The organism is Methylobacterium sp. B1, from assembly GCF_000333255.1.
GTDB lineage: Bacteria > Pseudomonadota > Alphaproteobacteria > Rhizobiales > Beijerinckiaceae > Methylobacterium > Methylobacterium fujisawaense.
Genome location: NZ_BACT01000896.1, coordinates 1 through 1,577, shown reverse-complemented (window position 1 = coordinate 1,577; position 1,577 = coordinate 1). Strand labels below are relative to the sequence as shown.

1 protein-coding gene is annotated in these 1,577 nt (G+C 68.8%); it reads left to right on the top strand.

The genetic code is table 11. The features are described 5' to 3' along the window. A partial coding sequence (locus tag I53_RS25540; protein ID WP_043356088.1) for an alpha-glucosidase C-terminal domain-containing protein occupies nucleotides 1-1,577 on the top strand: 1,577 nt, incomplete at both ends.

Genomic DNA, 1,577 nt, shown 5'->3' with positions numbered 1-1,577 from the left:
GTGATGCGCTACTGGCTCGACATGGGCGTCGACGGCCTGCGCCTCGACGCGATCCCCTACCTGATCGAGCGCGACGGCACGAACTGCGAGAACCTCGCCGAGACCCACGACGTCATCAAGAAGATCCGCGCCGCCCTTGATGCCAGCTACCCCGACCGGATGCTGCTGGCCGAGGCCAACCAGTGGCCGGAGGAGACCGCCCAGTATTTCGGCGACGGCGACGAATGCCACATGGCGTTCCACTTCCCGCTGATGCCGCGGATGTACATGGCGATCGCCCGGGAGGACCGGCACCCGATCACCGACATCATGCGCCAGACCCCGGAGATTCCGGAGGGCTGCCAATGGGCGATCTTCCTGCGCAACCACGACGAGCTGACGCTCGAAATGGTCACCGCCGAGGAGCGTGACTACCTCTGGTCGTTCTACGCCGCAGAGCGCCGCGCCCGGATCAATCTCGGCATCCGCCGCCGCCTCGCGCCGCTCCTCGAGAACGACCGGCGCAAGATCGAGTTGATGAAGTCCCTCGTCCTGTCGATGCCCGGCACGCCGGTGCTCTACTACGGCGACGAGATCGGCATGGGCGACAACATCTATCTGGGCGACCGCGACGGCGTGCGCACGCCCATGCAATGGTCCCCGGACCGCAACGGCGGCTTCTCCCGGGCGAACCCCCAGAAGTTGTTCCTGCCGGCGATCCAGGACCCGATCTACGGCTTCGACGCCATCAACGTCGAGGCGCAGACCCAGGCGCAGACGAGCCTGCTGAACTGGACGCGGCGCATGATCGCGATCCGCAACAACAGCGTCGCCCTCGGGCGCGGCACGATCCAGTTCCTCTATCCCAGCAACCGGAAGGTCCTGGCCTGGATCCGCGAGCACGAGGACGAGCGGATCCTGTGCGTGGCGAACCTGTCGCGGGCGCCCCAGGCGGTGCAGCTCGACCTGTCGGAACTGCGCACCGCGGTGCCGATCGAGCTCACCGGCGGCACCGAGTTCCCGCCGATCGGCGATCTGCCCTACCTGCTGACCCTACCGTCCTACGGTTTCTACTGGTTCAGCTTGAGCGCCGCGCGCTCCGGGGTGGTCGGCCCGCAGCAGGAGCCGCCGGAGCTGTTCACCCTGGTGCTCACCGGCGGGATCGAGACCCTGATGAGCGGGCGCGAGCGCGTCGCCTTCGAGCGCACGGTGGTGCCGCCGTTCCTGACGAGCCGGCGCTGGTTCGGCGCCAAGGGCTCGCGGATCAAGGCCACGAAGGTGGTCGACTGCGCCGCCCTGAAGGACGTCGACGGGAGCGCGCGCTTCCTGCTGCCGCGGCTGCAGGTGCAGCTCGCCAACGGCGAGAGCCATGAGTACTTCATGCCGGTCGGCGTCGAGGAAGGCCGCGAGGACGAGGCGCTGATGCCCTTCGCGGTGGCGCGGGTGCGCCGCGGCCCGCGGACCGGGCTGCTCTACGGCGCGGCCGGCTCCAACGACTTCGCCGCCTGCCTCATCGACGACATGCGCCAGGGCCGTGTGATCCCCACGGAGAGCGGCCGCCTCGTCTTCGCCGTCACCTCGGCCTTCGACCCGGAGGT